19 protein-coding genes and 1 tRNA gene are annotated in these 25,803 nt (G+C 60.9%); 13 read left to right on the top strand and 7 right to left on the bottom strand.

Annotated features, from left to right (window positions below; translation table 11 throughout):
• Positions 1-68 precede the first annotated feature (68 nt).
• Together EB809_RS07840 and EB809_RS07835 are read left to right on the top strand one after the other, a co-directional pair.
• Positions 69-1,103 carry an AraC family transcriptional regulator gene (locus EB809_RS07840; RefSeq protein ID WP_123634264.1) on the top strand — a complete coding sequence of 345 codons (1,035 nt, stop codon included), beginning with the start codon at positions 69-71 and terminating at the stop codon, positions 1,101-1,103.
• A 139-nt stretch (positions 1,104-1,242) separates the two neighbouring features.
• Positions 1,243-1,319 (top strand) — tRNA-Asp (locus tag EB809_RS07835).
• Positions 1,320-1,577: 258 nt separating this feature from the next.
• Here the strand turns inward: EB809_RS07835 and EB809_RS07830 are convergent.
• The gene (locus tag EB809_RS07830) at positions 1,578-2,621 is read right to left on the bottom strand and encodes an AraC family transcriptional regulator (RefSeq protein WP_123634263.1); all 1,044 of its coding nucleotides are present in this window, start codon (positions 2,619-2,621) and stop codon (positions 1,578-1,580) included.
• Positions 2,622-2,752: 131 nt separating this feature from the next.
• Here EB809_RS07830 and EB809_RS07825 point away from each other — a divergent pair, with 131 nt between their 5' ends.
• On the top strand, positions 2,753-4,825 hold the full coding sequence (locus tag EB809_RS07825; RefSeq protein ID WP_123634262.1) for an NADPH-dependent 2,4-dienoyl-CoA reductase: 2,073 nt from the start codon (positions 2,753-2,755) through the stop codon (positions 4,823-4,825).
• Between the two features lie 13 nt (positions 4,826-4,838).
• Here EB809_RS07825 and EB809_RS07820 read toward each other — a convergent pair whose 3' ends face one another.
• The 5 genes from EB809_RS07820 to EB809_RS07800 all read right to left on the bottom strand — a co-directional run bounded on the left by EB809_RS07820 (position 4,839) and on the right by EB809_RS07800 (position 10,105).
• A complete protein-coding gene (locus tag EB809_RS07820) occupies positions 4,839-5,591 on the bottom strand; it encodes an ABC transporter ATP-binding protein (protein WP_123634261.1) in 753 nt (250 codons plus the stop codon).
• Between the two features lie 16 nt (positions 5,592-5,607).
• Positions 5,608-6,369: an ABC transporter ATP-binding protein gene (locus EB809_RS07815; protein WP_123634260.1), complete on the bottom strand. Its 762-nt coding sequence runs from the start codon at positions 6,367-6,369 to the stop codon at positions 5,608-5,610.
• A gap of 2 nt (positions 6,370-6,371) precedes the next feature.
• Complete coding sequence (locus EB809_RS07810; protein ID WP_223807866.1) at positions 6,372-7,601, bottom strand: branched-chain amino acid ABC transporter permease; 1,230 nt, start codon at positions 7,599-7,601, stop codon at positions 6,372-6,374.
• 3 nt (positions 7,602-7,604) lie between these two features.
• Complete coding sequence (locus EB809_RS07805; protein ID WP_123634259.1) at positions 7,605-8,639, bottom strand: branched-chain amino acid ABC transporter permease; 1,035 nt, start codon at positions 8,637-8,639, stop codon at positions 7,605-7,607.
• Positions 8,640-8,761: 122 nt separating this feature from the next.
• Entirely contained in the window at positions 8,762-10,105 is a 1,344-nt protein-coding gene (locus EB809_RS07800; protein ID WP_123634258.1) for an ABC transporter substrate-binding protein, read from the bottom strand.
• Between the two features lie 372 nt (positions 10,106-10,477).
• On the opposite strand from EB809_RS07800, the gene EB809_RS07795 reads away from it, so the two are divergent.
• Positions 10,478-11,737, top strand: a complete 1,260-nt coding sequence (locus tag EB809_RS07795; protein ID WP_123634257.1) for a DNA repair protein — start codon at positions 10,478-10,480, stop codon at positions 11,735-11,737.
• A 6-nt stretch (positions 11,738-11,743) separates the two neighbouring features.
• Here EB809_RS07795 and EB809_RS07790 read toward each other — a convergent pair whose 3' ends face one another.
• Entirely contained in the window at positions 11,744-12,676 is a 933-nt protein-coding gene (locus EB809_RS07790; RefSeq protein ID WP_223807865.1) for a DUF1853 family protein, read from the bottom strand.
• A 162-nt stretch (positions 12,677-12,838) separates the two neighbouring features.
• Between EB809_RS07790 and EB809_RS07785 the strand changes: the two genes are divergently transcribed.
• The 9 genes from EB809_RS07785 (at position 12,839) to EB809_RS07745 (ending at position 25,746) form a co-directional block, all read left to right on the top strand.
• A complete protein-coding gene (locus EB809_RS07785) occupies positions 12,839-13,723 on the top strand; it encodes an NAD(+) kinase (RefSeq protein WP_123634255.1) in 885 nt (294 codons plus the stop codon).
• 2 nt (positions 13,724-13,725) lie between these two features.
• Complete coding sequence (locus EB809_RS07780; RefSeq protein WP_123634254.1) at positions 13,726-14,736, top strand: metallophosphoesterase; 1,011 nt, start codon at positions 13,726-13,728, stop codon at positions 14,734-14,736.
• A gap of 4 nt (positions 14,737-14,740) precedes the next feature.
• Positions 14,741-15,613, top strand: a complete 873-nt coding sequence (locus EB809_RS07775) for a rhomboid family intramembrane serine protease (protein WP_223807864.1) — start codon at positions 14,741-14,743, stop codon at positions 15,611-15,613.
• Between the two features lie 822 nt (positions 15,614-16,435).
• Positions 16,436-16,696: a YeaC family protein gene (locus EB809_RS07770; protein WP_123634252.1), complete on the top strand. Its 261-nt coding sequence runs from the start codon at positions 16,436-16,438 to the stop codon at positions 16,694-16,696.
• 11 nt (positions 16,697-16,707) lie between these two features.
• Entirely contained in the window at positions 16,708-17,580 is an 873-nt protein-coding gene (locus EB809_RS07765) for a DUF2797 domain-containing protein (RefSeq protein ID WP_123634251.1), read from the top strand.
• A 70-nt stretch (positions 17,581-17,650) separates the two neighbouring features.
• Positions 17,651-20,290, top strand: a complete 2,640-nt coding sequence (gene pepN, locus EB809_RS07760; protein ID WP_123634250.1) for an aminopeptidase N — start codon at positions 17,651-17,653, stop codon at positions 20,288-20,290.
• A 345-nt stretch (positions 20,291-20,635) separates the two neighbouring features.
• On the top strand, positions 20,636-22,030 hold the full coding sequence (locus tag EB809_RS07755; protein WP_123634249.1) for a DUF1329 domain-containing protein: 1,395 nt from the start codon (positions 20,636-20,638) through the stop codon (positions 22,028-22,030).
• 141 nt (positions 22,031-22,171) lie between these two features.
• Positions 22,172-23,314, top strand: a complete 1,143-nt coding sequence (locus EB809_RS07750) for a WD40/YVTN/BNR-like repeat-containing protein (RefSeq protein ID WP_123634248.1) — start codon at positions 22,172-22,174, stop codon at positions 23,312-23,314.
• A gap of 47 nt (positions 23,315-23,361) precedes the next feature.
• Positions 23,362-25,746, top strand: a complete 2,385-nt coding sequence (locus tag EB809_RS07745; RefSeq protein WP_123634247.1) for an efflux RND transporter permease subunit — start codon at positions 23,362-23,364, stop codon at positions 25,744-25,746.
• The last annotated feature ends 57 nt before the right edge of the window (positions 25,747-25,803 follow it).

Below are 25,803 nucleotides of genomic sequence, written 5' to 3'. Positions count from 1 at the left end.
CGAGCTGGCCAACGCGGTAGCACCACAAGGAGCAGAACAATAGCTCCCAAAACAATAAGCGGGATCATATGCAGGAACTTCGTGACGCAGGTGTGATGTTGCGCCTGATTTATCAGGCTATGAAGCAGAAGGGTGTGGATACCGATGAGATTTTCAAGCGCCTCGGCGTCGACGAAGATTATCTGAATTCCGCCCATCTCCGGACGCCTCACAATGCCCAGCTTTTTTTCTGGCAGATTGTGGAGGAGGTTTCCGGTGATCCCGATGTCGGCCTTCATCTGGGCCAGGCACTGCCCACCTACAAGGGACAGGTTCTCGAGTACCTCTTTCTCAGTAGCCCCACCTTTGGCGAGGGGCTGCGGCGGGCACTGAACTACCAGCGGCTGCTCTCTGACGCCGCCAACACCGAATTCTTTATCGACGGTGACCAGGCCTGCATGGTGCTGGATGCCGCGTCCGATGAAGTCCGCCGTCTGAAGCACTTCAACGAGTGCTTCGTGCAGGGGTTGGTGACCTTCTTCAAGTCGATCACCGATGACCGGTTCAAGTGCTCGAAGGTTGAGTTCGAGCACGAGCGGGAGGAAAGGCAGGACCACGTCGCCGAGGTGCTCGGCTGCGAGGTGGTGTTCGGCGCCGAGGAAAACCGCATGTATTTCCCGGCCAGCCTGCTGGCGCACCCATCTTCCCACGCCGAACCGGAGTTGCTGGCGCTGCACGAGCGCTTTGCCAGCGAACAGGTGGCCCGACTGGAGAAGAAGGACATTGTGGGGCAGGTGGAGCGCATTGTGGCCGAGCTGCTGGACAGTGGTGAAGTCACGCTGGACTCGGTGGCCGAGCGCCTCGACATCAAACCGCGCACATTGCGCACGCGCCTGACCGAGGCGGAAACCAGCTTCAACCAGGTACTGGCCGATTTCCGCTACCGCCTGGCGCGTCAGTTGCTGGCCACCACCGACGAGTCCATCGACGAGATCGTGTACCTCACCGGCTTTTCCGAGCCGAGTACGTTCTATCGTGCTTTCAAGCGCTGGTCTGGCATGACCCCGATCGAGTACCGCAAGGCGGCTCAGGGACGCGAGGTCCATCTGGACGTCGTTGGCTAGTGGGTTGGCTAAAAAATAGCCAGGAAACAGGCGGTTTTGGAGACTCTGAAAGTTTTTTATGAAAAATCGTTGACATGTCAGGGGGCGTCTTTATAATGCGCCCTCGTTGTCGCTACTGAACGGCGTCAACGATCTACGCGGAGCGGTAGTTCAGCTGGTTAGAATACCGGCCTGTCACGCCGGGGGTCGCGGGTTCGAGTCCCGTCCGCTCCGCCATTTTCCTCTCTCTTTGCACTTCCCCTCTCAATATTCTCTTGGCCATCTGGCACGCACTGTAATCTTTTCGTCATCCATCGGTCATAGTCTCCTCTGTAATCTGATTATTGCCCGTTTCGAATCGATACGGCCCAGACAAGGAGAAGGTCTCATGATTGATTATGAAGAAGAGCTGCTCGACAGCTATTTTGAAGATTTCGACGATGACGACGACAGCGACGACGCGATCGAGATGTGATCTCGCGGAATCCGATGGAATCAGGGCTGTACCGGCTCGCGGTGCTGACCCGGGCTCATCCCGAACCAGCGCCGGTAAGCCTTGTGAAAGGCCGGCGGACCTGAGAATCCCAGCAGCCACGCAATTTCTGCAAAATTAAGCCGCGTTTCCAGTACGTAGTCGGCCGCCAGATCCCGGCGGGTCTCATCCAGTAAGTCCTTAAAACGGGATTGCTCCGCATTCAACTGACGTTGCAATGTCCAGGGCGCCATTCCCAGTTCGGCCGCCACGTCCTCCAGCGACGGTGATTGCCCTTCGAGCATCGGCGTCAGCTTCTCCCGCACCTGATCGATGACGGTCCACCCTCCGCGAATCCGTTTGAGCTGTGTGTCGCACTGTTGTTGCAGGGCGCGGTGCATGGCCGGGTGGGCTTCCCGGGATGGTGTCCGGGCGATTTCCGGTCGGATCTGGATGTGGTTTTCTGGTGCGCCGAAGGTTACCGGGCAGCCGAACCAGGCTTCGAAGGCGGCCTGTTCGCCCTGATCCGGGTATTCGATGCAGACCTGCTCCAACACCGCGTGCTGGCCCGTCATGCGCCGCAGGAACTGCGTCCAGCCCGCCATCACCGAATCCACCACAAAGAAGTTGTAGCGGTTATACGGCCGAATGGAATAGAAGCAGGCCCGCTGGCGATCGGTTTCGTAGCGGGGATGCCCCCGGCTGTTGCGGCTGTTGAGCAGGGAGTAGCGAATGATTGTCGCCAGACCCTCGCCGGCCGTGGCCGCGCTCATTCCGGCGAGACCCGACAGGCCGGCATCAATCGGTCGGGTCAGGGCACCCATGGTCAGGCCCAGGCTGGGCTGGCCGGTTCGCAGGATCGCGGCGTGCCCCAGCCGCATGAAGCGGGGAATGCTGATGCGGGCTTCAGGCGCCTGTAACAGTGTCTCCGAGATCCCGAACTGCTCGAAATCCGGACCGATGTCGTGATCCTGGGCGGCAACAGCGCGGGCCATGACGTGCAGGTAGAGCACGCTGATATCGCCCAGTGCATGGCGACGCCGGGAGGTATTGGCGGGTATGGTCATTTTTTGAAGTGTTGTCTAAGGATAATTAAATGTTATTTGAGGATATTGTCTGGGGCAAGTGAGGCGCTTAATTTAGGGAGCATTGAGAGTCGGCGTGAAAAGTCGGCCAGTGACACGATGAGGAGACCTCCATGACCGTGATCGAAAAAGCTCCGGGCCAGGCCCGTTATCCCAACCTGCTGGCGCCGCTGGACCTGGGGTTCACCACCCTGCGTAACCGCACCCTGATGGGTTCAATGCACACCGGTCTGGAAGAGCGGCCTAACGGATTCGAACGCATGGCGGCGTTCTTTGCCGAGCGGGCACGCGGCGGTGTCGGACTGATGGTGACCGGGGGTATTGCGCCGAATGTAGAAGGTGGCGTTGGGCAGCACGCTGCCAAAATGGATACTGAAGAAGAGGCGGTTCAACACCGCGTGGTCACGAAGGCGGTTCATGAGGCGGGTGGCAAGATCTGCATGCAGATCCTCCACGCCGGGCGCTATGCCTATCATCCGGAGCTGGTGGCGCCGTCAGCTATCCAGGCGCCGATCAACCCGTTCACGCCGAAGGAGCTGGATGAGGCCGGCATCGAAAAGCAAATCGAAGACTATGCACGGTGCGCGGCCCTGGCCAAGGAAGCAGGCTATGACGGCGTCGAGATCATGGGTTCGGAAGGTTACTTCATCAACCAGTTCATCGTGTCTCACACTAACCATCGGACCGATCAGTGGGGCGGCAGCTACGAAAACCGGATCCGCCTGCCGATCGAGGTGGTGCGCCGCGTGCGCGAGCGAGTGGGCGATCAGTTCATTATCATCTACCGCCTGTCCATGCTGGACCTGATTGAGGACGGCAGCACCTGGGACGAAGTGGTCCAGCTGGCCAAGGAAATAGAAAAGGCCGGCGCCACGATCATCAATACCGGTATCGGCTGGCACGAGGCACGGGTGCCCACGATCGCCACCTCGGTGCCGCGCGGCGCTTTCACCAAGGTCACCGCACGCCTGAAGGGCGAAGTGAACATTCCGCTGGTGACCACCAACCGGATCAACATGCCGGATGTCGCCGAGAAAGTCCTGGCCGAAGGCGATGCGGACATGGTGTCCATGGCGCGGCCGTTCCTGGCGGATGCGGATCTGGTGCGCAAGGCTGAGGAGGATCGGGCCGAGGAGATCAACACCTGCATCGGCTGTAACCAGGCCTGCCTGGACCACACTTTCGGCGGCAAACTGACCACCTGCCTGGTGAATCCGCGCGCCTGCTACGAAACCGAGCTGACTTACGTGAAGACCGCCACACCCAAGCAGATTGCGGTGGTCGGCGCCGGCCCGGCCGGTCTGGCGTTTGCCACCGTCGCCGCGGAGCGCGGCCACAAGGTGACCTTGTTCGATGCCGGCAGTGAGATTGGCGGCCAGTTCAACGTGGCCAAGCGCATTCCCGGTAAGGAAGAATTTTACGAAACCCTGCGTTACTTCCGGGTGATGCTGGACAAGCACGGCGTGGAAGTGAAACTTAATACCCGCGTCACCGTGGACGATCTGACTCGGGATGGCTTCGACGATGTGGTGCTTGCCACCGGCATCGCGCCGCGCCTGCCGGAGATCGAAGGCATCGACCATCCCAAGGTAATGGGTTACCTGGATGTGCTGCTCAAGCGCCGTGAGGTGGGGCGTCGGGTTGCCGTGATCGGCGCCGGTGGCATCGGCTTCGACGTGTCCGAATTCCTGGTGCACGAAGGTGAGTCTCCGTCACTGAATACCGAACACTTCATGCAGGAATGGGGCGTGGATCTGTCCGTGGCGCACCGCGGCGGCATCCAGGGCGTGACCCCGAAGGTTCCGGCACCGGCGCGTGACGTGTTCTTGCTGCAGCGCAAGACCACCAAGGTGGGCAAGAACCTGGGCAAGACCACCGGCTGGATTCATCGGTCCGCACTCAAGATGCGCAACGTACAGATGATCCCGGGCGTCACTTACCGCAAGATCGACGACCAGGGCCTGCACATTACGGTCACGCCGAAAGGCGCGGAGCAGGGCGAGGATCATATCCTGGATGTGGACAACATCGTCATCTGCGCCGGCCAGGACCCGCTGCGCGAACTCCAGCAGGGGCTGCTGGACGCCGGTCAGCGGGTTCACCTGATCGGCGGGGCCGACGTGGCCGCGGAGCTGGATGCCAAGCGGGCCATCAATCAGGGCAGTCGGCTGGCGGCTGAGATCTGATCGGTGCTATGCCTTAGATAGCCAGGTAAGTATGCCGCAGGTCCTCATCGTCGAGGACCTGCGCCGCCGTTCCCTCGAACACCACCTGACCCATGTCCAGAATCACGGCGCGATCCGCCAGTTCCAGGGCGGCGATTGCGTTCTGCTCCACGATGATCGTGGTGATCCCCAGCGATTTGATTTCCTCAAGAGTGCGCTCGATCTCACGAACGATGATGGGGGCCAGCCCCTCATAGGGCTCGTCCAGCAACAGCAATTTGATGTCCCGGGCCAAAGCCCGACCGATGGCCAGCATCTGCTGTTCGCCGCCGGACAGGGTGATGCCCTCCTGGTTGCGGCGTTCTCCCAGCCGGGGAAACAGCTCGAAGATGCGGCTGATCTCCCAGCCCGGGGAGGGCGCGAGCTGGGCCAGTTTCAGGTTTTCCTCCACCGTCAGTCCGGGAATGATGCGGCGGTCCTCCGGGACCAGCGCGAGGCCACTGCGGGCGGCCTGCCAGGCTTTCATGGTATGCAGTGGTTGATGGTCCAGCCAGATTTCGCCGTGGGTCAGGTGCGGTGAATCCACCCGGGCCATGGCGCGCAGGGTGGAGGTCTTGCCAGCGCCGTTACGGCCCAGCAGGGCGAGAATCTCCCCTTCGTGGATATTCAGCGATACCCCCTGGACGACGTAACTCTCGCCGTAATAGGCGTGCAGATCCCAGGCCGAGAAATAGGCCGGCTCGCTGCGTTGGGCATGCGGATGCTTGTGTGCGGTGTTCTCGCTCATGCAGGCGTTTCCTCGCTCAGGCGGTCTCGGCGGTGCCCAGGTAGGCTTCTTTCACCTTCGGGTGGCCCTTGATGTTATCCGGGTGGTCCTCGACGATCACATGCCCCTGGGCCATGACGCTGATGCGATCGGCCAGGCTGAACACCACCGTCATATCGTGTTCGATGACGACGAAGGTGATTTCATGGTCTTCGCTGATCGTCTTGAGCAGGTCGATGGTGTTGTTGGTATCCGCCCGCGACATGCCCGCCGTGGGCTCGTCGAGTAGTAACAGCTTGGGTTTCTGCACCAGGCACATGGCCATTTCCAGTCGCCGTTTGTTGCCGCGGGACATGGCTGAGGCCAGGTTGTGACGCTCGTCCAACAGGCTGACGCTGCCCAGGATCCTCTCCGCCTGCTCCCGGATGTCGTGTTGCCGCGACAGGGACTTGAATGGGGCCAGGTGGAAAGCGCCGTCCCGGTGGGCCAGCGCTGGAATCATGACGTTCTCCAGAATCGTCAGGTCTTGGAACACTTCCGGTGTCTGGAAAACCCGACTGATGCCCACCTGGTTGATGCGGTAGGGCGGCAGGCCCAGCAGGCTCTGGTTGTTGAACAGGATGCTGCCACTGTCGGGCAGCAGCTTGCCGACAAAACAGTTGAGCAGCGTCGACTTGCCGGCGCCATTGGGGCCGATGACCGCGTGGATGCTGTTTTCCGCCACCGACAGGTTGACGTCATCCAGGGCCAGCAGCCCGCCGAAGCGCTTGTTCACGCCTTTGACTTCGAGAATGTCCATGATCAGGACTCCTTCGGACTGGCCGGTCGGGACGAATGGGGATCCGGCGAGGATTCCTTGGCGCTGGTTGTTTCGGCGTCCTCGTCATGGTTGCGGGAACGGAACAGCCGGCCGAGCCAGCCGATCAGACGGGTCACGCCTTCCATCAGGCCGCCGGGGAGGAAAATGATCACCAGCATGAAAATCAGCCCCAGGGACATCTGCCAGCCGCTGCCCAGGAAGGGCGAAACGATCGCGCTGAAGAAATCCCCCAGGCTGTCGGGCAAGCCGGAGAACCAGTTACTGACGACCGCATCGTTCACGCGACTGAAGATGTTCTCGAAATACTTGATGATGCAGGCCCCCAGAACCGGCCCGATCAGGGTGCCGGCGCCGCCCATGATGGTCATCAGTACCACCTCGCCGGAGGCGGTCCACTGCATGCGTTCGGGCCCGGCCAGGGGATCCATGCACACCAGCAAGGCTCCGGCGAGCCCGGCGTACATGCCGGAGATGACGAACACCACCAGCGCGTAGGGCCGGGTGTGAACGCCGGTGTAGTTGAGGCGGGTCTGGTTGCTCTTGATGGCCCGCAGCAGCATGCCGAAGGGCGAGCGGAAGATGCGCAGCGAGATGTAGAACATCAGGATCAGGATGGCCGCACAGACGTAGAAGCCCACGTTGAGCTGCAGGTCCAGCCCCATGAAGGACAGGTAGTGGGTGTCTCCCATCTCCAGGCCGAACAGCGACGGGGATGGCAGCTGACCGGGCGCGGTGGCCGCATCCAGGATGCGGGGGTCGTCCAGATCCATCTGCAGGCCGGTTTCGCCGTTGGTGATCGGTGTCAGCACCGAGTAGGCCAGGTTGTAGCTCATCTGGGCGAAGGCCAGGGTCAGGATGGAGAAGTAAATCCCCGACCGCCGCAGCGATACGTAGCCGATCAGCAGGGCAAACAGGCCGGAAATCACCACGGCAAAGATGATCGCCGGAATGACGTTGACGCTCAGCAGCTTCAGCATCCAGACGGCGGCATAGCTGCCGACACCCAGGAAGGCCGCATGGCCGAACGACAGGTAGCCGGTCAGCCCGAACAGCAGGTTGAAGCCGATGGCGAAGATGCCGTAGATGGCAAAGCGCTGCATCAGGTCCGGGTAGCCGGCGCCGAACGGCGCCAGGATGACGGGGGCGGCGAGCACGGCTACCGTGAAGACGATCATCATGAGCCGGTCTTTGTTGTCGGTGGTTTTCAGCATGGCTCAGGTCTCCATGATGCCTTTGCGTCCCATCAGGCCCCGCGGGCGGGTCAGCAGGATGACGACGGCAACGAGATAGATGATGACCTGGTCGATCGAGAAGCCGAACAGGAATGCCTTCACCTCCGGCATGGAGGCGAAACTCTGCAGAATACCCAGCAGGAATCCGGCGGCCACGGCACCGGCCAGCGACCCCATGCCGCCGACCACCACGACCACGAAACACAGCACCAGGAAGTCCATTCCCATGTGATAGTTGGGGGACAGGATGGGCGTGTACATCACACCTGCCAGACCGGTCACCACCGCCGCCAGGCCGAACATGGCCGTGAACCGGCGGTCGATGTTAATGCCCAGAAGACCTACCGTTTCCCGGTCGGCCATGCCCGCACGCACCACCATGCCGAACGTGGTGTAGCGCAGGAACGCGAACACGCCGGCAATGATCACCGCGGCGAACAGGAAGTAGACCAGTCGCCAGATCGGATACACCACCGCGTTGGCCCCCAGCCCGACCAGCGCGCCGATATCGATCGAGCCCACGAACGCTTCAGGCGCCGGCTGCGGGATGGGATTGGCGCCAAACACCTGCTTGATGATTTCCTGCAACACAATGGCCAGGCCAAACGTCACCAGGATCTGGTCGGCATGCGGCCGTTTGTAGAAGAATTTGATCAGGCCCCGCTCCATGGCGATGCCGATGATGAGCATGACGGGTATGGCAAACAGGATCGACCAGAACACGGAGTAGTCGATCATCGTCTCGCCCACCTTGCCGAACCACATCACCACATAGGGCGTGTGAACCTCGACCGGGGTGCCCCATGGCGTGGTCTCGGTGGCCGACTGGGTCACCAGTTCCAGCGACAGCAGCTTGTTGAGGATGACGGTGCAGAAGGCGCCGATCATGAACAGGGCGCCGTGGGCAAAGTTGACGACACCCAGTGTGCCGAAAATCAGGGTCAGACCCAGGGCGATCAGGGCGTAGGCGCTGCCCTTGTCGAGGCCATTCAGGATCTGCAGAAAGATGGCATCCATCGGTTCTCCCTTGTCTGATAACAGTCGCCCGGCCTATTGGCGGGCATATCCAGAGCGCGTCGGCGCAGGCCCCTCCCGTGCGGGAAGGGCCTGCGTCAGGGATTGCAGTGCTGGCCGGTGAATCAGGTACCGGGGTTGCACTTACCGAGAGAGCCGCCCGCGAACATGGGGTTGTCCGGTTCGTACATCACCTTGTCGACCGGCGTCACGTTGAAGACTTCCAGCAGGTCGAACTCGGACTCCGGCTTCTCCTTACCCCGGACCACGAGAACGTCCTTGAAGCACTGGTGATCGGCGGCCCGATACAGCGTGGGACCATTGCCCAGGCCGTCGAACTTGAAGCCCTCCAGGGCTTCGGCGATGGCGCAGGGGTTGAAGCTGCCCGCCCGCTGGGCTGCATCGGCATACAGCAGGGTCTGCACATAACAAGTGTGGGCGGCCTGGGACGGCGGATGGCCGTACTCCTTGCCAAAGGATTTGACGAAGGCCTGGGAGCCCGGATCCTGCAGCGTCCAGTGCCAGTTGGTGGAGCCAAAGATGCCCTTGACCGCGTCGCCGGCCCCGCGGGCCATCAGGCGCGAGTACAGCGGTACCACGATCTCGAACTGCTTGCCGTTGACGATCTTGTCGCGCAGGCCGAACTGCACCGCGTTGGTCAGCGAGTTGACCATGTTGTAGCCGTAGTGGTTGAGGATCAGCACGTCCGCCCCGGAGTTGAGCACCGGCGCGATGTAGGACGAGAAGTCCGTGGCCGACAGGGGCGTGCGCACCGTATCCACCGTCTCCCAGCCGAGTTCCTCCGTGAAGGCAATCATCGACTGTTCCTGAGTCCAGCCCCAGGTGTAATCGGCGGTCAGGTGGTAGGCCTTGCGGTCTGTGCCGTATTCCTTGCCCAGCACCGGCGCCAGTGCAGCGGCGGACATGTAGGCGTTGAAGAAGTGACGGAACCCGTTAGCTTTCTTGTCCTTGCCGGTGGTGTCGTTGGAGTGGGTCAGACCGGCCATGAAGATGACGCCGGCTTCCTGGCACAGGGACTGGACCGCAATCGCCACGCCGGAGGAGGAGCCACCGGTGATCATGATGGCGCCGTCCTTCTCGATCATGGCCCGTGCTGAGGCACGGGCGGCGTCGGACTTGGTCTGGGTGTCGCCGGTGACGTAGTCCACCTTGCGGCCCAGGATGCCGGTCCCGTTCAGGGTCTTGGAGGAAAACGTATTCAGCATGCCGCCGTCACCCTCGCCGTTCAGGTGCTTGACGGCGAGTTTGTAGGCGCGCAGTTCATCCGCACCTTCGTCAGCATAAGGGCCGGACTGGGGCACGTTGAAACCCAGGACGACCCGGCTGTCACCGGGTTCATTGGTGTAGGCGCTGGCCGTGCGGGTGAAGATGGTGGGTGCGACCACGCCGGCCCCCAGGGCAGCACTGCCCTTCAGGAAACTACGGCGCTTGAACCTGTTGTCTGACATTGTGCTTCTCCCCGAATGACTGTTGTTGTCTGTCGACTCCGGGACCTGGCGCAATACATCCGACGTTGCGTCGTGGCCGGGCGGGCCGAACATTTATCGATCAGGTACTCCTCAAGCTTTGGAGATGTCTAAAAATTAATCAAATGAAGTTGGTCGTAGTTACAACTAATGTCTAGTGCCGCGATGTTGTCGGCGCGGAAGACTTTCTCGGGTGAGGCGCTGCTGTGCGGGCTTTTCAGCTGAATTGTGCCGTCGACGGTTTCAAAACGTTGCAGATTTCTGCTTATTCTCCGCGGAGGGATGTCTACAATAGGCGTTAAATTACAAAGCACGCTGATTTCTGACGTTTTACGGCACCACCGGAGGCAAGGCATGGCGAAAACCGCCGCGGCGGATGAGGGGTACTCGGCCGTCTTTTTTATGGATGGCGCGACGGTCGCGAGGCAGATGCGGGGCTCGGAGTTCGGTGCCTTTCTGGACGGCTATGTGGGTTTGTCGGATCTGGCCGATACCGAAGTCAGGGCCGTTTATCTGAATCTTGGACCGGACCTCGGTATTCGGGGCCTGGTCTTCTTCCGCATCTATTTCGACGAAGAGGGTCGGGCCGACAGCCACTGGAACGTGCCCGTGGAAAAGTTTTCCGAGACCGCGGCCAAAGGGCCGGATCTTGGCGCTGGCCCGATTTATCTCGCCTGCCGCAGCCGATGCCCGGAACCCCGGTTTACCGACGAACTCTGGGACCCGGACATGACCCCGGGCAGCAACCACTTCCAGGCGATTCGCCGGGCAGTGGATGAAAACCACTTGAAGTTCCAGAAGAAGGTGATGGACGCGCCGGACGAGGACATCCCGGTCCTGCAGGCGGCCGTCAAGCGCTCCTCAAGCACCACCGATACCCGTGAGGCCGCTCGCCAGCGGGTGCGGCTGGCCCGGACTATTCGCGAGCAGCGCCTGCGCATCAAGACGCTCCAGAGCGTGCATCGCGATGCCATGTCGGATATCCAGCGCGAGCACCGGCATGAGATGCAGTCCCTGCGTAACGATCTGCAGTCGATGGAGGAGAAGCTGGAGCGTCAGCGTCTGGCCAACGAGCAGCTGAAAGTTCGCCTGTCGGAACGCAACGAGCAGTACCTGACGCTGCAACAGGAGATCAGCGAAGCGGGCAATGCCACCGAGGCCCGCCAGGACGCCAGCGACGCGGAAGTGGTTTTGTTGCGTGAGCAACTGGAACGCAAGCAGCGAGAACTGGAACTGCGCAACGACAAGATCGTCGTGCTGGAGCAGGAGCGCTACGATCTGGCCCACCGGGAGCCGGCCGAAAATACCCTGATGGCGGAACTCAAGGCCCAGAATGTCTTCCTGGTTGCCTACCACCCCGGCCTTGGTCACATTACGCTGCCCTACGAGGACATTCCCCGCTACTTCGAAAACGTCATGGCCTATGTGGCTGAAAAATGCGGGCTGAACGAACCGGCCTATCGCCAGTGGCTGGCGCATCACGAGGATCCGCGCTGCCAGGCTGAGGTGGACGGCAAACCCTGCCATGAGCCCCTGATCCGCGTCAGCCAACCGTCCGATTTCCGGCCGGGCATTGACGATCGCTGCGAGCCGCATCAGGACACCCCGGGTTAGCGACGGTTAAGCCTCAGGCCACTGCGCAGGCACCACGAAGGTTCTTCCCGCCTCTTCCCAACCACCACCATCACCGCGCGGTGCCATCGATGCAAACAGGCGCGGTGCACCGCCGGCCCGGATCGATGCCAGCACCGCCCGCGTGTTGTCCGCATCCGGTGGTTCGGATGATTGATAGCGGCCCAGCCAGTGCGGCTTCATCAGGCAATGCCAGTTCGCCGTGGCGGCATCATCCAGCCTTTCGACTCGACACCAGGTGCCTTTGTCATGATCGGGCGGTACTCCGGCCGGCGATGCCAGTGACCGGTCAGCCGGGTAAAACAGGTAGCCGGGCATGAACAGCCGGGGCAGGGGCGGTTGAGTGATGCCTCGATCGGCCAGCATCTGTCGTGCGGCGGGGGTTCGGGTGAGCCGGCATTGGTGGTCGGTCAGGCGTTGGGTCTTGCGATCCAGCCGGTCCTTGGCGTTGGGTCCGTACCAGTAGTCGGTGCTGTTTTCATGCCGGTAGCCCAGATAGAATTTGACGGCGATTTCATGATGTTCGATGCGCCGGTCATGGGTGTTCTCAACAATGAAATCCAGCTCGCCCAGCGTCCGGCGGTCCTCACGGACCTGCTCGTTCATCAGCAGGATGCGCCAGCCCAGCAGATCCGTAAGCAGGAACTGGTAGAGCCGTTCGAAGTAGAAGCCGAGCCGGGGGCTGGGGTGGGCGGCTAACAGCGCTTCCAGTGATTGGGGCTGTGCGTCCAGCCGGGCCAGGCGTTGCGGCAGGTCTGGCGGCAGATAGCTCGCCAGATCGAAACCCGCTTCGGCATCGGTCAGTTGCGGTGCCCGGCATAACCAGGCCAGGTGTCTGACCGCAGCGGTCTGCCACAGGGGCGAGGGTGGGCCGGATGAGGTGATGGCGGGCTCCTGTTCTTTTTTCAGAAATGCTGTCACTTTGGGTAGTATTGGCGGACCCGTGTTCACTGAACGCGCCCGGCGACTTCCGGCAAAGGCGTCAATCGCCGTGAGTGGTTCCCGGACGGACCACGGCAATACGGTCCGGTCACTATACCCCGAGTGACCCAAACGCATCACTGGGCTGGCACAGGATATCGAATGGAGCAATTCAGAAATATTGGTGTGATTGGGCGGATGAACAGCGTCAAGGTGGTGGAGACCCTGCGCCACCTGAAGACCTATCTGCTCAATGAAAATTATCAGGTGATCCTGGAGTCGGAAACCGCCACCATGTTGCCGGGCCACGGCTTGCAGGTGTCCAGCAAGAAACTGCTGGGTGAAATCTGCGACCTGGTCATCGTCGTCGGCGGCGACGGCAGCCTGCTCGGGGCTGCCCGGGAACTGGCCAAGTCCAAGATTCCCATCCTCGGCGTCAACCGTGGTCGCCTGGGCTTTCTGACCGACATCTCACCGGACGATCTGGAAGAGCGCGTGGGCCGGGTGCTGCAGGGCGAGTACATCGAAGAGCACCGCTTCCTGCTGGACGCCCACGTGACCCGCAGTGACAACCCGGTCGGCTTCGGCACAGCCCTGAACGACGTGGTGCTGCACCCCGGCAAATCGACGCGCATGATCGGTTTCGATCTGTATATCGATGGCCACTTCGTCTACAGCCAGCGCTCGGACGGGTTGATCGTGTCCACGCCGACCGGCTCGACCGCCTATTCCCTGTCCGCCGGCGGGCCCATCATGCATCCCAAGCTGGATGCGGTCGTGCTGGTGCCGATGTTCCCGCACACGCTCAGCAGCCGCCCGATCGTGGTGGACGGCAAGAGCGAGATCAAACTGGTGATCGGCGAGGACAACGAAACCTATCCACAGATGAGCTGCGACGGCCAGATGGACGTGTCCTGCGCGCCGGGGGACATCATTCGTATCACCAAGAAGCCTTTCAAGATTCGCCTGATTCATCCGACGGATCACAATTTCTACGCCACGTGCCGGGAGAAACTCGGTTGGGCCAGTAACATCGCAGCGAGTTAACTATGTCTGTAAAGCGGTCAGGCAGCCGGGGCTATGACATCATCGGCGACATCCATGGATGCGCCCACACGCTTCAGGCCCTGCTGGAGCAGATGGGCTATCGCAAGGTCAACGGGGTCTACGAGCACAAGCGTCGTCAGGCGATCTTTATCGGCGACATCATCGATCGTGGACCACGGATCCGCGAGTCGCTGCACATGGTGCGGGATATGGTCGAGCACGGCTCGGCGCAGATCACCATGGGCAATCATGAATACAATGCGCTGGGGTACTGCACCCGGGCGCGACCGGGCAGCGACAGGAAATTCCTGCGGGAACACAACCCCCGGCACGACCGTTTGATTCGGGAAACCCTGGACCAGTTCGAACACCATCCCCACGAATGGAACGAGTTCCTGGAGTGGTTCTATACGCTGCCGCTGTTTCTGGAAGTTGAGCATTTCCGGGTCGTGCATGCCTGTTGGGATAGCCGGCTGATCGACCAGTTCAAGGCGACCCAGAGCGGCAACCTGATCGATGAGGATTTCCTGCATGCCTCGTCGGTGCTGGATTCCTTTGCCGGCCAGGTGATGGATCGATTGTTGCGCGGTACCGACCTGCGCCTGCCGGACGGCCTGCACATCGAAGGCAAGGACGGCTTTGTGCGCCGCTTTTTCCGCACCAAGTTCTGGGCGGAGAATCCGCAGACATACAACGACGTGGTCTTCCAGCCGGATCCGTTGCCGGAGCATATCGCCAACCGGCCACTGTCCGACGCTGAAAAGAAGAAAATCATTGCCTATCCGCCCACCGAACCGCCCGTGTTTGTCGGCCATTACTGGCGGGAAGGGCGTCCGGCGCCACTCAAACCCAACGTGGCCTGTATCGACTACAGCGCGGTGAAATACGGCCGCCTGGTGGCGTATCGGATGGACGATGAGCGGCAACTTTCCGCGGACAAATTTGTCTGGGTTAACGTACCGCGACCGGAACTGCCGAGCGATTCGCAAACCGAAGACAGTCTTACGAGGTAACCCTTTGTACCGAGTCAAACAGCTGTCGGCCGGGACGGACCTGGCCGACTTCAGCCAGTGGCTGCGTGAGCAGGGCGTCGAACACCGGATTTCCGAGGAGGGCGACCAGCAGGTTCTCTGGCTGGAGCACCAGGAGCATGCCGAGCCGGTGCTGGCAGCGCTTGAGCAGTTCATGTCCCGACCGGAAGTGCGTCGGGCCATCCACGAAACCAATCACTCCCCGGTGTTCGTCAACGGCCGCTGGCAACCGTCTCCGAAGCACGCGCCCATGGTCCTCGCGATCATCGCCATCGCGGCGCTGGTGACCTGGTTCACCGGCCTGGGGCGTGATCCGGCTTCGGCCACCCTGATGTTTGTCGACCCGACGCGGTTTGTCTTCGATACCCTGGCGCAGCGGCTGGATGCGCTGTCGGCCACGTTGTCTCAGGGCCAGTTCTGGCGATTGCTAACGCCGGATCTGCTGCATTTCAGCTGGTCGCACATCATTTTCAATGCGGTGATGATGTGGTTTCTCGGCAGTCAGGTGGAATGGTTTGACGGCAAGTTGCGCCTGGGCATTCTGGTGGTGGTCATCAGTCTGCTGTCGAACACCCTGCAGTTCCTGGTGTCCGGGCCTTTGTTCGGTGGTCTGTCCGGTGTGGTTTACGGCATCCTGGGCTACTGCTGGCTCAGCCAACAACGCCGGCCCCGATTCCAGTTCCCACCGGCCCTGATCGTGGTATCGCTGGTCTGGATCCTGATCGGCTTCACGCCGCTGACGCAGATCCTGGGGCTTGGGTCGATGGCCAACGAGGCGCATCTCGGCGGCCTGTTGGCCGGGCTGATCATGGCGGTGCTGATGCCCCCGCCGCGCAAACAGGATCCTCAGGGCGCCTGATGTCGCCCCAACAATGTAGCCGACGCTTTAGAGGGTGTTGCAAAAACTTTCGGGTATAAGCCTCTCTCCCCTGGCGGGAGAGAGGTTTGGAGAGAGGGGGTCGAGGCGAAAGCCTCGCTGGACATAATCGCCTGCTATAGACGGGCGCCTGACGGCGCCTCCCCGGCCCTCTCCCTCGAGGGGAGAGGGAGTGTACGACGCAACTTTTGGAATAATGGGGCTTGTGCAACACCCTCTTTAGCTTCGGAGCAGCCCAAAGAGCTGCCCTGATTCGCTGTGACACCTCAAAGGTCGAACGGCGGGAAATAACGCCACGACGTCAATCGACCTTGGGAGTCGGAAACCAATGAATGCCATCGCTTCCGTCGCCTAAGAGGGTCGTCCATGGCCGCTTATGCGACGAGGACATCCTGTCCTCTGCTCCAGCAATGGCATCCATTGGTTTCGGTCAGGCTTTCTACAAAATCTTCCCAAACGTTAGCGGCGTACATCAGATGAGCATTGTTTCAGGCACAAAAAAGCCCCGCCAAACGGCGGGGCATTAAATGAGCCTGTTAAGCTCCTGATGAGAGAGACCAAATGAAACGACCGTTCTCACTTGGTACGGTTGAAATGATAATTATTATCATTATCGATTGTCAAAGGTTTCTGCCCACTTTTTTCAAAAAATTTTCCCCGGTGCCAAAAACCATCGTGGTGATAGCCTATTTCCAAGGTCGGGGCCGCCGTAAACAATCGCCTCTATGTTAAGCTGACACGATCGGCCGAGTGCTGCGCCATGGGTTAATGGTGCCTTCGGCGCCAGTGATCGAAGGGGAGAAGATGACTTACGATGAACTGATCAAACGGCTGGATCCCACCGTTTACAAGAGTCTGCGCCGCGCTGTCGAGCTGGGTAAATGGCCGGACGGTCGTCCGGTTTCCGAGGATCAGCGCCAGATCTGCATGGAGGCCGTGATCTACTACGAGAACGAGCACAACATCCCCGAGAACGAACGGGTGGGTTACATCGACCGCGAGCGCAAGGAACTGCGGGATTCAACGCCCGCTGACGATACGACGCCCATTCGCATCCTGAATTGAGGCCGCAGTCTATGTCGTCCGCTGTTGTTGATGTCCAGGGACCGTTGCGCAAGATGCCGGTCGAACCCGGACCGCCAGTGCACTACCGGATGAAAGTCGGTGAGACCCTGGTGCCGCTGAACGACCTGATCGGCCGGGACATCCAGATCGATTTCGACGGGGAGATCCGCTGTATTCACTGCGATCGCCTGACGAAGAAGAGTTTCAACCAGGGGTTCTGCTATCCCTGCTTCCGGAAGCTGGCGGCCTGCGACAGCTGCATCGTCAGCCCGGAAAAATGCCATTACCATGAGGGTACCTGCCGGGAGCCGGAGTGGGGCGAAACCCACTGCATGGTGCCCCACATCGTCTATCTGGCCAATTCATCGGGCCTGAAAGTGGGCATCACCCGCAAGTCCCAGGTACCGACCCGCTGGATCGATCAGGGCGCCGTCGCCGCCATTCCCATGCTGGAAGTGGCGACACGCCAGTTGTCGGGACTGGTGGAGGTGGTCTGCAAGGCTTACGTGGCCGATCGCACCAATTGGCGGGCCATGCTCAAGGGCGATGTGCCGGCACTCGACCTGGTGGAAGAGCGTGCGCGCATGCTGGAGAAAATCGAAGCGTCGCTGGATGAGTTGCGCGACACGCACGGCCAGGATGCGATCAGGCCGGTATCGGACGAGGCGCTCGACCTGGCTTATCCGGTCGAGGTGTGGCCCGCCCGGATCAAGACCCACAACCTGGACAAGACCCCGTCGGTGGGCGGGCGCCTGGAAGGCATCAAGGGGCAGTACCTGATTCTCGACAGCGGCGTGATCAACATTCGCAAATTCACCGCGTACAGTGTGCGTCTGCAGGTGTTTGACGAGACTCCGCAAACGCCGGACCTGTTTTCAAACTGAAGTTGGGTGCTCCGGCGACGGGGCGCCTGTTCCCGGCCCGAACCGGGATCGCCAAATCGGAGAAAGTACCATGCGAACCAGTCAGCCACGGACCATTTACCTGAAGGATTACAAGGTGCCGCCGTATCTGGTGGACCATGTCGACCTGCGTTTCGAACTGTTCGAGGAAGGGGCCCGCGTCTACAACTCGATGGAGATACGGCGCAATCCTGAGGCGGATCCCGGGCAGCCACTGGAGCTGGATGGCGAAGGTCTGGAACTGGAAGGTCTGACGCTCAACGGCCTGCCGCTGGCACCGTCCGATTTCGAGGTGACCTCCGGCGGTCTGCGGGTCGAGAAGGTGTCGGATGCCTTCACCCTGGGCGTGGTGACCTGGATCCTGCCGCAGGACAACACCCGGCTGGAAGGGCTCTACAAATCGTCCGGCATGTTCTGCACCCAGTGCGAGGCCGAGGGGTTCCGCTGGATCACCTATTTCCCGGATCGCCCGGACGTGATGGCGCGTTTCCGGACCCGGGTCGAGGCCGACAAGGCGCGCTACCCGATTCTCCTGTCCAACGGCAACGACGTGGATCGCGGCGAACTGGAAGACGGTCGTCACTTCGTCACCTGGGAAGACCCATTTCCCAAGCCTTGCTACCTGTTCGCGCTGGTCGCCGGTGACCTGACGGAAAAGAAAGACACCTTTACTACCCAGTCCGGCCGCGAGATCGACCTGCGCATGTATGTGGAGCCGCGTAACGCCGCCAAGTGCGACCACGCGCTGGATTCTCTCAAACGTTCCATGCGTTGGGACGAGCAGATCTACGGCCGCGAGTACGACCTGGACATCTTCATGATCGTCGCCGTCGATGACTTCAATATGGGCGCCATGGAGAATAAGGGCCTCAATATCTTCAACTCCTCGTGCGTCCTGGCCACGCCGGATACCGCTACCGACATGGCGTTCCAGCGCATCGAAGCCATCGTCGCGCACGAGTACTTCCACAACTGGTCCGGTAACCGGGTCACCTGTCGTGACTGGTTTCAGTTGAGCCTCAAGGAAGGCTTCACGGTGTTCCGGGACTCCCAGTTCTCGGCGGACATGGGCTCCCCTACGGTCAAGCGGATCGAAGACGCCACCCTGCTGCGCACCGCCCAGTTTGCCGAAGACTCCGGCCCCATGGCCCATCCGGTACGGCCGGATTCCTACATCGAGATTTCCAACTTCTACACGCTGACTGTGTATGAGAAGGGCGCCGAAGTGGTGCGCATGATCCATACGCTGCTGGGTGAGGAAGACTTCCGCAAGGGCAGTGACCTCTACTTCCAGCGTCACGACGGCCAGGCGGTGACCACCGACGATTTCGTCAAGGCGATGGAAGAGGCCAGTGGCCGCGACCTGGGCCAGTTCCGCCTGTGGTACCAGCAGGCCGGCACGCCGGTGGTGGATGTGACCGACCATTACGACGAGCAGGCCAAAACCTACACGCTGACCCTGAGCCAGAAGGTTCCGCCAACCCCGGGGCAGTCTGAGAAAAAACCGCAGCACATCCCGTTTGCCATCGGCCTGATCGGAGAGCATGGCTCCGATCTGCCGCTCAAGCTGGGTGCGGACGATGCCGAGGCGCCGACCCAGCGGATTCTGGATCTGACCGAATCCGAGCAGACGTTTGTCTTCCACGACGTGGCCGAACGTCCGGTGCCGTCATTGCTGCGCGGCTTCTCGGCGCCGGTGAAAGTGCGTTACCCGTGGAGCCGTGATCAGCTGTTGTTCCTGATGAGCCACGACAGCGACGGCTTCAACCGCTGGGACGCCGGTCAGCGGCTTGCGGTCGACGTCATCCAGTCGATGGTGGGCCAGCCCCAGGAACAGACCGTGGATCCGCGGCTGGTCACCGCCTTCCGTCAGTTGCTGTCGGACACCGAGCTGGATCAGGCCCTGGTGGCCAAGATGCTGCAGCTGCCCAGCGAGGCTTACCTGATCGAGCTGGCCGACGTGGCGGATGTCCAGGCGATCCACAGCGCACGCACCCGTGTCCTGAACCAGCTGGCGCTGGAGCTGCAGGGAGAGCTGATGGCCTGTTACCTGCGCAACCGTGAAGACGGTGCCTACGAGCCGACGCCAGAGGCCATTGCCCGTCGCTCCCTGAAGAACACGGCGCTGAGCTGGCTGCTGCACATCAATGATGAAGAGGCGCGCCAGATGGCGCTCAAGCAGTTCGATTCGGCCACTAATATGACCGATCAGTCCGGGGCGCTGCGTTCGCTGGTGAACTCCGACTTCGAAGCCGACCGTACCCAGGCGCTGGATGCGTTCTACGATCGTTTCAGCAACGACCCTCAGGTGGTTGAGCAGTGGTTCTCCATCCAGGCCGGCAGCCCGCGGGCCGGGACGCTGTCGGCGGTGGAGGCTCTTCTCGAGCACCCGGCGTTCGACTGGAAGAATCCCAACAAGATCCGTTCGGTGATTGGCGCCTTTGCCGGTCAGAATCTCGCCAACTTCCACGCCGAGGATGGCTCCGGCTATCGCTTCCTGGCGAAGCATATCCTGTCCCTGGACAGCTCCAACCCGCAAATCGCCGCCCGCCTGGTGGCGCCGCTCACGCGCTGGCGCAACTACGGCGAGGTGTATCGCGAGGGCATGCGGGCGGCCCTGGAGCAGATCCAGGCCAAGCCGGACCTCTCCAAAGACGTGTACGAGGTGGTCCACAAGTCCCTCAAGGACTGACCGTCCTCTCCCCACACCCCGGGCCGCGTCCTGGTCCGGGGTGCGCCTTCCCTTCAGCCTTCCTGGCGAGCAAATAGCGCTCCGCCAATACCCCATTTGTCGTTGCACAACGCTACAAAATCGCACTTTCGGTTGATGGATTTTGACGGCATATACGCTAACCTTCGATTCTTGCAGGTGGATTCCCGGTGCGAGGGGAATCCCGCCCCCGTGACGGCGGTTCGCCGGCGCGGTTGAAGAACAAGATGCCATGCTGAATGGCGCCACCGGTCCGGCTCGAACCGACCGGAAACACTATAAAAAACAAAAGCCATTCGGCTTTTAGACACATGAAAGGTCCGAACAATGATCCATAACAAGAAATGGCTGTTGGGCAGTGTGCTTGCGTTTTCCATGATCTCCGGCCAGGCGAGTGCCGCGGTTTCTGCTGCCGAAGCTGCGCGTCTGGGACAGGATCTGACCCCGTTTGGCTCTCCGGTGGCGGGCAATGCCTCCGGCACGATTCCGGCGTGGACCGGCGGTATCACCAAGCCGCCTGCAGGCTCCGGCTACAAGGAAAGCGGTGACTTCCATCCGGATCCATTCCCGGATGACAAGGTCCTGTTCACCATCAACGCCAAGAATCTCGACGAGTATCGCGATCACCTGAGCGATGGCGTGATCGCCATGATCGAAACCTACCCGACCACCTTTCATATCCCGGTGTACCGGACCCGTCGCAGCCACGCGATTCCGGACTGGGTGGCCAAGAACACCAAGGAAAACGCCACCTCCGCCACCATCGTGGGCGAAGGGGCCGGTATCAAGGGCGCCTATGGCGGCTACCCCTTTCCGATCCTGAGCGGCGACAACGAGCAGAAAGCCTACCAGGTCATGTGGAACCACCTGACCCGCTGGCGCGGCATCAACCTGACGCGTCGCGCCAACGAGGTGGCCGTGCAGCAGAACGGCGACTACACCCTGATCCGTTCCCAGCAGGAAGCCTTCTTCAACTTCTACAATCCGGAAGGCGATGAGTCCACGCTGGACAACATCCTGTTCTACTACCTGTCGTTCACCGAATCCCCGCCGCGTCTGGCCGGTGGCGCCATCCTGGTCCACGAGACCCTGAACCAGATCAAGAACCCGCGTAACGGCTGGGGTTACAACGCCGGTCAGCGCCGCGTACGCCGGGCGCCGAACCTGGGCTACGACTCGCCGATCGCCGCTGCCGACAACCTGCGCACCGCGGACGATACCGACATCTTCAACGGCGCCCTGGACCGTTACAACTGGACCTATGAGGGCGAGCGCGAGATCTACGTGCCCTACAACAACTACAAGATCGCGCAGAAAGGCGTGCCCTACAGCAAGATCCTGGGCGTCTCCCACATCAATATGGATCTGACCCGCTGGGAATTGCATCGCGTTCACGTGGTTTTGGCTACGCTGAGAAAGGGCGAGCGCCACATCTACTCCAAGCGTCGTTTCTATGTGGACGAAGACAGCTGGAACACGCTGCTGGTGGATCAGTACGACAGCCGTGACCAGCTGTGGCGGGTGAGCATGGCCATCGTCAAGAATTTCTACGAGCTGCCGGGCGTCTGGTCGACCCTGGAGGTCTTCAATGATCTGCAGGCGCGTCGCTACAACGTCCAGGGCCTGGACACCGAAGAACCGAATACCCGGGTCTTCACCGACGAAGTGCCCAACAAGCGTTACTTCTCGCCGGCATCCCTGCGTCGTCGCAGCGTTCGCTGACCGGGAGAGAACACAATAACCCGGCGAACCGGGAGCAAAGCACGATGCGGGCGGGTGCCGGACAAACGGTATCTGCCCGTTTCCGGATAGCATCCGGACGGCACGACAGACACTAAACAACTCAGAATAAAGGCAATCTGAATGGCTACACCTTTCAAGCGCAAGGCATTTGCAGCGTTGCTGGGGCTGTCGCTGGCACTGGCCAGTCCCTGGGCAGCGGCAGTCAGTGATGTTCTTGAGACGCCCGCCCGGCCGACGTCGCTGGCTGACGAAAGTCTGCTGACCGACAGCACCTATGCGGGAGATCGCATGGTGGCCGTAGGCGAGCGGGGGCACATCATCTATTCCGACGACCAGGGCCAGACCTGGCAGCAGGGCAAGGTCCCCGTATCGACGACCCTGACCGGTGTCAGCTTCCCGACGCCCAAGCAGGGGTGGGCGGTCGGTCACGGTGCGGTCATCCTGCACAGCAGTGACGGCGGCGAAACCTGGGAGAAGCAGCTGGACGGCAGTCGGGCGGCGGATCTGGTGATCGCAACCATGAAGGAACAGATTGCCAAGCTGGAGCAGAAGGTCGAAAACGCACCGGACGACCAGAAAGACGACCTGCAGTGGACCCTGGAAGGCATGCAGTTCGGTCTTGAGGACGCCCAGGCCGACAAAGAGGTCGGTCCCTGGAAGCCGCTGCTCGACGTCTGGTTTGCCAACGACAACACCGGCTTTGCGGTGGGCTCTTACGGTTTCATTTTCCGTACCGACGACGGTGGCCAGACCTGGCGCGACTGGTCGGCCCACGTCCCGAATCCGGACCGTTTCCACCTCAACGGCATCACCGAAGTTACGGGTGGCGCCCTGGTGATTGTCGGCGAAGCCGGCACGATTTTCCTGTCCACCGACCGGGGCGATACCTGGGAGAAGGTGGAGAGTCCCTACACGGGTTCCTTCTTTGGGGTAACGGGAACCGGTGACGTCAATGAGATCCTCGCTTTTGGACTGCGTGGCCACGTCTTCATGTCAACGGATCTGGGCCGCAGCTGGACGACGGTACCCAACGATTCGCCGAATACGCTGAACAACGGCGCGGTGGCCAAAGACGGCCGGATCACGCTGGTGGGCAACGGTGGCACGGTACTGGTGAGTTCCAACAACGCAGAGAGTTTCCGGACCTACTTCAGGTCGGACCGTCAGGGCGTGATGTCTGTATTGCCGGTCTCTGACGAGGAGCTGGTGCTGTTCGGTGAAGGTGGCGTCAAGCACACCGACATCAACGGTAAGAATCCCTGATCCGCCAACTCCATAAGCACGACAAGAATTCCGAAGAGGGTCATTGAATGTCCAACCCCAAACACGACAAAGGCGAGCATTACTTCACGTCGCCCAAGGCGGAGCCGTTTCTGGAGCGCCTGATCTTCAACAACCGGGTGATCATCCTGATCGCGTTCCTGTTGCTGACCATTTTCCTGGGCTATAACGCCGTCAAGATCCAGCCGGACGCCAGCTTCGAGCGCATGATCCCGCTGGAGCATCCCTACATCGTCAATATGATGGAACACCGGGATGACCTGGAGAACCTGGGTAACTTCGTGCGGATCGCCGTGGAAGCCAAGGACGGCGATATCTTCACCAAGGATTACATGGACACGCTCAAGCAGATCACCGACGAGGTGTTCTTCCTGCCCGGCGTGGACCGTTCCGGTCTGAAGTCACTGTGGACGCCGAACGTTCGCTGGGTCGAGGTGACCGAGCAGGGCTTCCAGGGCGGTACCGTCATTCCGGAAAGCTATGACGGCTCCCGCGATAGTCTTGAGCAGCTGCGCCAGAATATCCTGCGCTCCAGCGAAGTCGGCCGTCTGGTGTCTGACAACTTCAAGTCCACCATTGTGTACGCCCCGCTGTACGAGAAGAACCCGGAAACCGGCGAAGCGCTGGACTACGCCGAGTTCTCCAAGCAGCTCGAAGAAAAGGTGCGCCAGAAGTACGAGAAGCAGAACCCGAACATCGACATCCATATCGTCGGCTTCGCCAAGAAAGTGGGTGACCTGATCGAGGGTATCGGCTCCATCGCCTGGTTCGCCGGTATCACCATCGTGCTGACCACGCTGTTGCTGTTCTGGTACTCCCGCTGCATCGCAGGCACGCTGGTGCCGGTATTCGCGTCGATTGTCGCGGTGTTCTGGCAGCTCGGCATCCTGCGCCTGCTGGGCTACGGGCTGGATCCGTATTCGGTCCTGGTGCCGTTCCTGGTATTCGCGATAGGTATCAGTCACGGGGTTCAGGTGGTCAACGCCATGGCGTTCGAAGCGGCCAAAGGCTTTGATCCGCTGACTTCGGCGCGACTGGCGTTCCGCTCGCTGTACATCCCGGGCATGCTGGCCCTGGTTTCCGACGCCTTTGGCTTCCTGACGCTGCTGTTCATCGAGGTGGACGTTATCCGCGATCTGGCCGTGGCGGCCGGTATCGGTGTGGCGATCATCATCGTCACCAACCTGGTCCTGCACCCGCTGATCATGTCCTACGTGGGCATTACCAAGCGTGGCGTCAATCACGTCCAGCACCACGGCGAGAAGGAAGACCGCAAGTGGCGGATCATGTCCTACTTCTCCCATCCGGGGGTGGCGCCGATCTCGCTGCTGATTGCCCTGCTGGGTCTGGGGCTTGGCTTCTACTACAAGCAGGACCTGAAGGTCGGTGACCTGGATCAGGGCGCGCCGGAGTTGCGCGCCGACTCCCGCTACAACGTGGATAACAAGTACATCATCGACAACTACTCCACCAGTGCCGACATTCTGGTGGTGATGGTGGAAACCCAGAAGGAGCAGTGCACCCAGTACGAGGTGCTCAGCGCCATGGACCGTCTGCAGTGGGACCTGCAGAACACGCCGGGCGTGCAGTCTTCCGTGTCGCTGGCGGACGTTTCCAAGATCGTGACCAAGGCGTTGAATGAGGGCAACTGGAAGTGGTACGAGATCTCCCGCAACCAGACCATCATCAACGCGTCCATCCGTGAGGCGCCGAGTGGCCTGATCAACACCGACTGCAGTCTGACGCCGGTGCTGGTGTTCCTGGAGGATCACAAGGCGGAAACCTTGCGTACGGTGGTGGACGAGGTCGAGAAGTTCGCCGCGGACAACAGCAACGAGGTGCATAACTTCAAGCTGGCGGCCGGTAACGCTGGTGTGGAGGCGGCCACCAACGAGGTCATCTCCAAGGCCAAGAACCTGATGCTGATGTTCGTCTACGGCGTGGTGAGTTTGCTGTGCTTCCTGACGTTCCGGTCGATCCGGGCCGTGCTGTGTATCATCATCCCGCTGGGCCTGACGTCGGTCCTGTGTGAGGCGATCATGGCGGCCACCGGTATCGGCATCAAGGTCGCGACCCTGCCGGTGATCGCGCTGGGTGTGGGGATCGGTGTCGACTACGGCATCTACATCTACACCAAGCTGGAGAAATACCTGCTGGAAGGCAAGACGCTGCAGGAAGCCTACTACGAGACCCTGCGCTCCACCGGTAAGGCCGTTATCTTCACCGGCGTGACGCTGGGCCTGGGTGTGGTGACCTGGATCTTCTCGCCCATCAAGTTCCAGGCGGATATGGGGCTGCTGCTGTTCTTCATGTTCATCTGGAACATGGTCGGCTCCATCTGGCTGCTGCCGGCACTGGCGCGTTTCCTCCTGCGTCCGGACAAGATGGTCGCCAAGGCACGCAGTGCCAAATAAGCGGTTAGGCCGCTACTCAAAAAGCCCGCAAATGCGGGCTTTTTTTGTTTTTGGCTC

It is taken from the genome of Marinobacter sp. R17, assembly GCF_003789045.1.
Lineage (GTDB): Bacteria > Pseudomonadota > Gammaproteobacteria > Pseudomonadales > Oleiphilaceae > Marinobacter_A > Marinobacter_A mangrovi.
The sequence above is the reverse complement of the archived record's forward strand: the minus strand, read 5'-3'. Positions and strand labels throughout refer to the sequence as shown.

Bases quoted from the DNA above. Each gene is read 5' to 3' on its own strand.
- EB809_RS07840 (WP_123634264.1), top strand. From the start codon at position 69: ATGCAGGAACTTCGTGACGCAGGTGTGATGTTGCGCCTGATTTATCAG.
- EB809_RS07830 (WP_123634263.1), bottom strand. From the start codon at position 2,621: ATGACCATACCCGCCAATACCTCCCGGCGTCGCCATGCACTGGGCGAT.
- EB809_RS07825 (WP_123634262.1), top strand. From the start codon at position 2,753: ATGACCGTGATCGAAAAAGCTCCGGGCCAGGCCCGTTATCCCAACCTG.
- EB809_RS07820 (WP_123634261.1), bottom strand. From the start codon at position 5,591: ATGAGCGAGAACACCGCACACAAGCATCCGCATGCCCAACGCAGCGAG.
- EB809_RS07815 (WP_123634260.1), bottom strand. From the start codon at position 6,369: ATGGACATTCTCGAAGTCAAAGGCGTGAACAAGCGCTTCGGCGGGCTG.
- EB809_RS07810 (WP_223807866.1), bottom strand. From the start codon at position 7,601: ATGCTGAAAACCACCGACAACAAAGACCGGCTCATGATGATCGTCTTC.
- EB809_RS07805 (WP_123634259.1), bottom strand. From the start codon at position 8,639: ATGGATGCCATCTTTCTGCAGATCCTGAATGGCCTCGACAAGGGCAGC.
- EB809_RS07800 (WP_123634258.1), bottom strand. From the start codon at position 10,105: ATGTCAGACAACAGGTTCAAGCGCCGTAGTTTCCTGAAGGGCAGTGCT.
- EB809_RS07795 (WP_123634257.1), top strand. From the start codon at position 10,478: ATGGCGAAAACCGCCGCGGCGGATGAGGGGTACTCGGCCGTCTTTTTT.
- EB809_RS07785 (WP_123634255.1), top strand. From the start codon at position 12,839: ATGGAGCAATTCAGAAATATTGGTGTGATTGGGCGGATGAACAGCGTC.
- EB809_RS07780 (WP_123634254.1), top strand. From the start codon at position 13,726: ATGTCTGTAAAGCGGTCAGGCAGCCGGGGCTATGACATCATCGGCGAC.
- EB809_RS07770 (WP_123634252.1), top strand. From the start codon at position 16,436: ATGACTTACGATGAACTGATCAAACGGCTGGATCCCACCGTTTACAAG.
- EB809_RS07765 (WP_123634251.1), top strand. From the start codon at position 16,708: ATGTCGTCCGCTGTTGTTGATGTCCAGGGACCGTTGCGCAAGATGCCG.
- pepN (WP_123634250.1), top strand. From the start codon at position 17,651: ATGCGAACCAGTCAGCCACGGACCATTTACCTGAAGGATTACAAGGTG.
- EB809_RS07755 (WP_123634249.1), top strand. From the start codon at position 20,636: ATGATCCATAACAAGAAATGGCTGTTGGGCAGTGTGCTTGCGTTTTCC.
- EB809_RS07750 (WP_123634248.1), top strand. From the start codon at position 22,172: ATGGCTACACCTTTCAAGCGCAAGGCATTTGCAGCGTTGCTGGGGCTG.
- EB809_RS07745 (WP_123634247.1), top strand. From the start codon at position 23,362: ATGTCCAACCCCAAACACGACAAAGGCGAGCATTACTTCACGTCGCCC.